Raw genomic sequence first — 7281 nt, forward strand, 5'->3', positions numbered from 1 at the left:
GCCGTGGCTCGACGCTTGAATGAGCGACCTCGGCAGACGTTGAACTTTGAAACGCCGGCCGAACGATTCCAGCAATGTGTTGCAATGACCGGCTGAAGTCGCAGTCGGAAGCGGACGCTCCGGCTGCACCTCTGACAAGCTTACTGCGGGCCTAAAGTGAAATAGGGGCGGTATGACAATGACGCTATGGAGCGCTTCGCTTGCACTTTTCGTTGCCACCTGCGCATCGTCGCCCCCGACCTTTGCGGTGCGGCGGGCCCGTCCATTCCCTTGAAACCCCGTGAAATCAGGCCGGAACAAACCGCTGTTTGCTCCTACGACTTTCACGAAGCGATGGCAAGAATCATCGATCTAAGTACCGACGAGCACGCTTCATTTACGGTGGAGGCTGCCGAAAATGCGTTCGGTCTGCCCGAAATGAACGCCCTCTTTGATAACCCGCGACTGATCGGTTAGCAGGGCGAGCACAACAACGCTAAACAGGCTTATCGCGCCGCTGTGCAAAGGCGGCACAAAAGTCGTCGACCTACAAGCTCGAATCAGGATCCTATTTCAATTTCGGACATGGATTCCTTTGATCCCCCTTTTTTTAGATGGTTTCTAGAATCACCAGCTGCGTGATGATGCTTGCAGTTTGTGTCGGGTCCGACAGCGTCCTTGAAACGTCTTCGAGAACGGCCTTCGCGATTGCGAATCCTTTTTCGTCTCCGTCACTCATTGAACGGCTGTTCGGCCAAACGATGACGACCCTTCTCTCGCGGGCGGCATCGAGTCCTGACCAGAGCGAATCGCTTAAAGCATCCCAATTTCCGTTGGTTTGAACCGGTGGATCAAGTGGCAAAATGGAACGAACCGCTTCGAAGAATTGATCAGCGTCTTGGATATCACGTGGCAGAGTGTAGATTTTCCAGCCCTCTCGCTCTAGGTTTGAAGCCACCAGAGCAAGCTCTTCGTCGCTGTCGATCTGGTTCAGACCCGTTTGAATACTCATGGTCATCGTATCCTTACGAACGCAGGTGCGCCGCTATCACCGTAGTGTGTCCAAGTGTAGTACGCATCTCCGGTAGTGCTGTCTACCACAAGACGCCTGGCGCCCGGCCCTGCAGTCCCGGCTGCGGGAGCAACTCGATACTCCAAATATGGTGAGGCAGCACCGCTTTGGCCTGGCAGGTCTCCACCCCAATTTTTAAATTGACGTCCCCATCCTTTGTTTAATGGGGAGGCTGGCACTGTGCCGGCGTCCACGTGTCCCAGCGCTTCAAGCAAGCCCTGTTCCTCTGCTGGATTCAAGGAACCTGGCGTTATTCGAGGGATAGAAGGTTTGGCACCAGGGAGTGATCCTCTAGCTGAAGATGCGATCTGCGCGGCTGCACCGATATTGCCCAGCGCATCAAACAAGTTCGCTGCTGCTTCCCCGCGTTCCTCCGCGCACTTATCGCCGAGTTTTGCTTGGATCGTGCCTTCCGATCTCGATATGTCACCAAAGATTTCAGCGCAGAACTTGGGGTCCTGCATGCAGGTCGCATCGACTGTGGTCAGGAACAGACCAAACGAATCTGTGTAAATCAGGGGAGCCCCGCCCGCGTAACCGTACGTGCTCGACCCTCCACGGAGACCGATTGGGTCACTTTGAGCATACCGACCCGTGGCTGGTTCATAGTCACGATTGACATTCTGCACTAAGCCACTTTCTGCATCGTAGTACTGGCCGGGGAAACGGAAGTTATAGACGAACCCGTTCGCACTCGTTGGCTGCTGCTCGCTGAACGGATTTCCTTGGAATGCGAGCTGCCAGACGGTGTTGCCATTGGCGTCAGCGACGGCGCGTGGCGTATTCAACCCATCCGCATGCACATAGCTAACCGTGCTGGCAGTGCCTGTGGTATCGACCACGGCCACCGGCAAGTCGTCCAACCAGATGTAGTCACGTGTATTGCTGCCGTATTCCCCCAGGAGCTGACTGTTCTCGTCGTACACGAAGCGCTGATTGCTCGCTGCTGGGAAGGTTGCCACCTTCGCCGTGCGCTGGCCTATGGCGTTGTAGGTGTAGGTGCCCACGGTGCTGCCGTTGAGCTGCGCCACCGTCAGGCGATTGCGGCCGTTGTAGCCGAAGCCATAGGCGTTGCCGCCTACTACGCTGCCAGTGGTGTTGCCGTTGGCGTCGTAGACTCGAGATGCATTGCCTATGCTGGCCAGGTGGTGAGTGCCGCTCTGGTAGGAGTACGTGCCGGTCGCCAAGCCGTTGCTGGTCTTGCTCAGGCGATCACCGGTACGGCTGTAGGTATAGGTCTCCTCGGCGTTGCTGTTGGCGTCGTACAGGCCCGTGAGGCGATACAACGGGTCGTAGGTATAGGTCTCGACGGCTGGGTTGGCACCGGAAGCGCTGCCAAGGGCAGAGATATTGCCCATCGCACCGCGAGCGAAATGCAGGTTCAGCACCGGGCTCACCACGTCGGTGAGTGCATAGTTGGCGTCGTAGGTGCGCGTGACAGTCTGACCGTTGCCCAAGGTGTAGCCGGTGATTGGACCGAATGGCAGGTAGCTGATTGCCGTGACGGTATTACCGGTACCCGCGCTGGATGTACCGGGCGGCAGCACGGTGACGCCGTTGATGCGGCCGGCCGCGTCCCGGCTGTACTGGATGGACGTGCCGCTTGCCGTCAGCGTGCTAGCCAGGCGGCCGGCCAGAGTGTAGCCGTAGCCAGTGGCATCGGTCACCGTGCCTAGGGTCTGAAGCTTCTGAGTGATTTGGCCGTGTGCGTCGTAGCAGTACACCGTGGTGATCGCCGTCTCGATGATGCGGGTCAAGCGACCGACGGGGTAGGAGCTGGCACAACCGGTGACGCTGTTGGGCTCATCGTAGCCGTAGGCCACATTGAGCGTGCCGTCGACATAGGTGGTGGCAGTGCGACGGTTGAGAGCGTCGAAGGTGCTATTACTCGCCACCCCGCTGGCGTCAGTGCGCTGGGTGAGGTTGCCTGCCGCATCAAAGATGTAGGCAGTGGTACCGGTATCCGGACTCTGCACCGACGTCGCATTTCCCAGCCCGTCATAGCCGTAGGTAGTATTGAGGCCATCTGGGTCTCCGACGCCCTGCAAGCGATCGTTGGAGTCATAGGCGAACACGCTTTGTGTGTTCTGCGTCGCTGTGTCGGTGCCGTTGTAATTGTCGATCGCGCTGACGAGGCGGTTAAGCCCGTCATAGCTCTGTTTGCGTTGGGTGCCCAAGGCATCGGCGGTGTGCGTCAGGTTCCCGCTGGCATCGTAACTATCGCTATAGGAGGCGTTGAACACGGCATGGCTAAGGGCATCCGTGACCTGGGTGAGCTGCCCAAAGGTATTGAAAGTGCGCGACAACGTGCGATGTACGAGGCCACTGGGGTCGAAGATCTGTTCCTGCGTTCTGTGCCCCGCGCCATCCAGCGTGTAGTGGATGCGGTTGCCCAGCGCGTCGCTGATGTCGGTGAGGCGGTGAGCTGCATCGTAGGTGTAGCTAAGGTAGACCCCGTCGGGGTCAGTGACCCTGGTCACGTTGCCGGTCGCGTCGTAACCAATCTGCGTCACCGCGTCAGTGCCTGAAGGCGATCCATCGGCGTTCGCACGCAAGGTGCTCGTCGCCAGCCAGCCGCGCGCCGTGTAGGACAAATCCGTGATTACGCCGTTGGGGTCGGACTGGCGGACCACGCGGCCGTTCTTGTCGTATGCCAGATAGCTGGTGACATGGCCCAGGGCGTTGATCACTTGGTAAAGATCGCCGGCACGATGGCACGTGCCACCCGCCGTACCACAGCCCGACTCGTCGGTGGACAGGTAATAGACGTAGTGCGTGACATCCGACACGTCGGTGCGTGGGCCATCCACGCTGAGCAGTAACCCGATGAATGGGCATTGCGAGCTATCCACCGCATCGCAATAGGCGTAAGTCCAGCGACGGACGCCCGTCGGTGGGGTGCCCGTATTGGCACAGGTGTAGCCGCTGGCCACCACCGGATCGATTTCGCAGCGCGCGGTGACTTGGGCGCGGCTGTTGTAGACCCAGGCTGTCATCGCTTTCACCGCGCCGCTTGCATCGCTGATCGAGCGAGTAAGGGGCACTCGATTGGTGACATCCCAAGTGGAGGCGATCGTGCGTTGCGTGCTTTCGCCCGAGGCCTCGACCTGTATCGTGAGTAGCCCCTGAGCACTGTAGGTAGATTTGGTGATATGACCGTTGAAGTCCATGCCCGTGGCAGGATAACCGTTCGTGTCAAAAGTCAGCGACGCAAAACCTTGGCCACAGTCCACGCCGCACGGCCCACTGGCGGAACTGGCATGCACGGACCCGTTCGGAATGCTGAAGCCGTACGTAACCTGAGCACCACTGGGGTAGGTCACCGTGTTGGCGCCGTTCGCGCCATAGCTAAGCTGAGTGACGTCTACGCTCCCCGCCCTCCGGGACAGGATCGCGCGACCCAGGCTGTCGTAGCCGATATCTGTCAGGCGCGTGCCCTTCTCATCAATTTCGCCTGTCAGTGCGTTCGGGAGATTGGTGTTGGACGTCAGCGCGCCCTCGTTATAGACGTACTGCCGATAATGCGTGTCCGGATAGGTTACCTTGACGAGATTACCGCTCGCGTCATAACTGTAAGTTGTCACTCCACCGTCTGGCTGCGTGACCGTTGCGACGTTGCCCTGGCCGTTGTAGGTAAACGACAGCTGCCGTCCCTGCGCATCAGTTACCGTCAGCAGAAGACCTGCAACTGGTGCGATACCTGCAGGCGTCGAGGCATCGCTGTAAGTGAAAACGGTCAGTTGCTTGTTGACGTCGGTGATTGAGAGTAGGTGACCCAGTGCGTCGTAGTCCTCCAATTCGCGTGTGGCGGCGTTGGTGTAAAACCAACCTTGAAGATTGCTGGAGGCATCGTAGATCGGAGCCAGCGTATCTGCGACGTCCGCGTCAGGGACCCATGCGCCGGACTGCAGCGTAAAAACCACTTGCAAACCATCAGGGCGCTGAACCGTCACGATGCTGATTGTCGAATCGTGCACATACTGGAGGTTGCGATCGAACGTGTGCCGCCAGTGCGCGCCAATATGTGAGGCTTCGATCGCGGTATGGCTGTTGTAGTAGCGATGGAGGCTTAACGGACCGATCCCCAGATCTACGTCGTCGCGATATTCGTTGCCAGTACCGAAATTGATGGGGTCCCCTACGCAGTTGCACGGCTTTCCAAGGGCCTTGCCTGTCTTGTAAGCAGAGGCGGTTGACGTGACGCGACCCCAGCCACCACACGTGCCCGACAGTGGCATCTGGGCGACCTCGCCGTACTGGCCATCATTGTTATTTCTAGTCGTTGGATCGAGAAGTTGAACCGCGTAGTTGCACCCCGGAAACGCCCAAGGATATTTCGCTTTGTAGTCAGCCCACCACGCAGTAATGGCTGAACTGATCGACCCGAAAGGGCCGTTGTTGTGGTAGCCATACTGATAGTAGGGAGGGCCATAGTAGGTAGGGTTCGTCGACGTGGCCAACGTCGTAACCAATTGGGCCCGCGTCGTTTCGATAGTGAGGCTTTGTGCACCAATCGGTGCAGTAGAAGCACGGGCCGGTTCACTGCCATAGGGAGCCGATAAAACGGGCGATGGACGAAATCCAAACATAACGAAGCAGCAGACGAGCAACGCTACGCGACCGATCATGGCTATTCCCCTGTATGACATCCGAGCTGTCGGCGTCGGGATGGACGCTCAATTGGAGATATACCAAAGCCCCCCCGTTAAGAGAGCATCAAGTCGACGTGCTATGCGTCACATTTCTCGAGATGAATGACGATGTCGGCGCCAATACGGGTCGGAAGCGGACGCTTCCCCCTACTAGTGACAGCGGGCAGACACGGCGCATTCAGATCTGACCAAAAATTAGTACTGCGAGTAGTGCCACAGCGCCCGCGCCCGCCACGGCGATGCCCGCCCAATAAAAACCGGGGTCTTCTGACCTCTTATAGGTTTGCAACAGAAGAACCGTGCTGCCGGACTTGAGTCCGTGAAGCACGCCGACAAAGAGCACAAGGAAAAGGAAGAAGATGATTCCCCGTTCGAACATTCATGCAACTCCATAAGTCCTTCCCGTTTCTTGGGTCCGCTATGGGTCGGTAGCGGACCTAAAGTCGGTCTACCCGTATTGCCGATCCCGACCTGCAGTCCTCGACCTGTAGATTGTGCTTTCCGATATATCGATTCATCAGCGCAACGAATACGCTGTAGTTCGAGAACTGGCAGGGAAATACCATCGTTCCGCGAGACGGGAAGCGAAAAATGCCATGGGCACTTAGCCGGACCTGGATGTATTCCACGGGCTTGGCTGTGTCGCTCCGCCGTATGGCCGTCAGCCTAATCAGATTGATGTCTTCCCAGGCAACCGCCTGCCAGACCTTCCCGCGAAACGACCTCTGTAGACCTTGGTCGTCGACATTGACGCTCGATGTTTCATTCAAGGTCGATATGGCCGCAAGCAGGGAAATGAGCGCAAGAGGCGTCATGGCGATGACGCCAACCTTCAAGCCCCCGTGCATATACCCTCCAACGAAGAACAAGACTGTGGCGAGTAGGACCACGCACAGCTTCGCGAACTCGGAAGTGGCCGTAGAGATCTCAAAGGTGGCTGACGGCGCACCTGGGTAATCCGGTAGATCCAATCCGTGAGCCATTCCTCGCCCCTGTAGGCAAAAATGAAAAGTCCGCTCTGGGTCGGAAGCGGACAGTCGCCTTTATCTTAATGAGCGCCCTGGAATGACTGGTAGAACTCACGATTCCCCCAGTCTGGCTCGTATGCCTTGATGATCTTTTCATAAGGACGCCCATGTATCTCGGGGCTGGCCATCGTCCGCAGCGACTCAACCGCCCACGAACGGACATCGGGCCACCGCAGCGCGTGCATGAGGAAAGCGACCGGCTCATCACTGATGAGTTTGCTGTCGAATAGGCCCATCAGCGCCTTGGCAAACTCAGCCCTGCGCGACGGATTGGCGGCGATGACCTCTAAGCAGCGAACATAGTTCGGCTCGGCCAGATCGAATGAGAACTCCGTGTCGAGGACGCGCTCTGCCTCAAGCAAGTGTTCCTTGAACTCGTCGATGGGACTCACAGCTCTTCCTCGCTATGGCGACTCACTAACCAATTCCCGGCATGTCCGCTTTGGGTTGCGACTTCAGCCGGTCAAAGCAACACACTATAGACGCGCAAGCGGAAGGAGTGTTGCATGGCACCCAGACTTCGGCGTCACATCACCGATAGCGAGAAGAC

5 protein-coding genes are annotated in these 7281 nt (G+C 57.9%); 1 reads left to right on the plus strand and 4 read right to left on the minus strand.

Annotation, left to right across the window (positions count from 1 at the left end; all coding sequences use genetic code 11):
• Window positions 1-186 precede the first annotated feature (186 nt).
• Entirely contained in the window at window positions 187-456 is a 270-nt protein-coding gene (locus tag AC3G2C_RS19710; protein ID WP_488386333.1) for a hypothetical protein, read from the plus strand.
• Between the two features lie 133 nt (window positions 457-589).
• Here AC3G2C_RS19710 and AC3G2C_RS19715 read toward each other — a convergent pair whose 3' ends face one another.
• From AC3G2C_RS19715 to AC3G2C_RS19730, 4 genes are all read right to left on the minus strand, one after another.
• A complete protein-coding gene (locus AC3G2C_RS19715) occupies window positions 590-991 on the minus strand; it encodes a barstar family protein (RefSeq protein WP_488386334.1) in 402 nt (133 codons plus the stop codon).
• Between the two features lie 2 nt (window positions 992-993).
• The gene (locus AC3G2C_RS19720) at window positions 994-5679 is read right to left on the minus strand and encodes an RHS repeat-associated core domain-containing protein (RefSeq protein WP_488386335.1); all 4686 of its coding nucleotides are present in this window, start codon (window positions 5677-5679) and stop codon (window positions 994-996) included.
• Window positions 5680-5881: 202 nt separating this feature from the next.
• Window positions 5882-6082 carry a hypothetical protein gene (locus AC3G2C_RS19725; RefSeq protein ID WP_488386336.1) on the minus strand — a complete coding sequence of 67 codons (201 nt, stop codon included), beginning with the start codon at window positions 6080-6082 and terminating at the stop codon, window positions 5882-5884.
• Window positions 6083-6751: 669 nt separating this feature from the next.
• A complete protein-coding gene (locus AC3G2C_RS19730) occupies window positions 6752-7123 on the minus strand; it encodes a hypothetical protein (RefSeq protein WP_488386337.1) in 372 nt (123 codons plus the stop codon).
• Between the last annotated feature and the right edge of the window lie 158 nt (window positions 7124-7281).

The organism is Frateuria sp. sgz306004 (assembly GCF_057750885.1).

Excerpts from the sequence above, each read along its gene's own strand:
- AC3G2C_RS19710 (WP_488386333.1), top strand. The coding sequence starts at position 187 with ATGGAGCGCTTCGCTTGCACTTTTCGTTGCCACCTGCGCATCGTCGCC.
- AC3G2C_RS19715 (WP_488386334.1), bottom strand. The coding sequence starts at position 991 with ATGAGTATTCAAACGGGTCTGAACCAGATCGACAGCGACGAAGAGCTT.
- AC3G2C_RS19720 (WP_488386335.1), bottom strand. The coding sequence starts at position 5,679 with ATGATCGGTCGCGTAGCGTTGCTCGTCTGCTGCTTCGTTATGTTTGGA.
- AC3G2C_RS19725 (WP_488386336.1), bottom strand. The coding sequence starts at position 6,082 with ATGTTCGAACGGGGAATCATCTTCTTCCTTTTCCTTGTGCTCTTTGTC.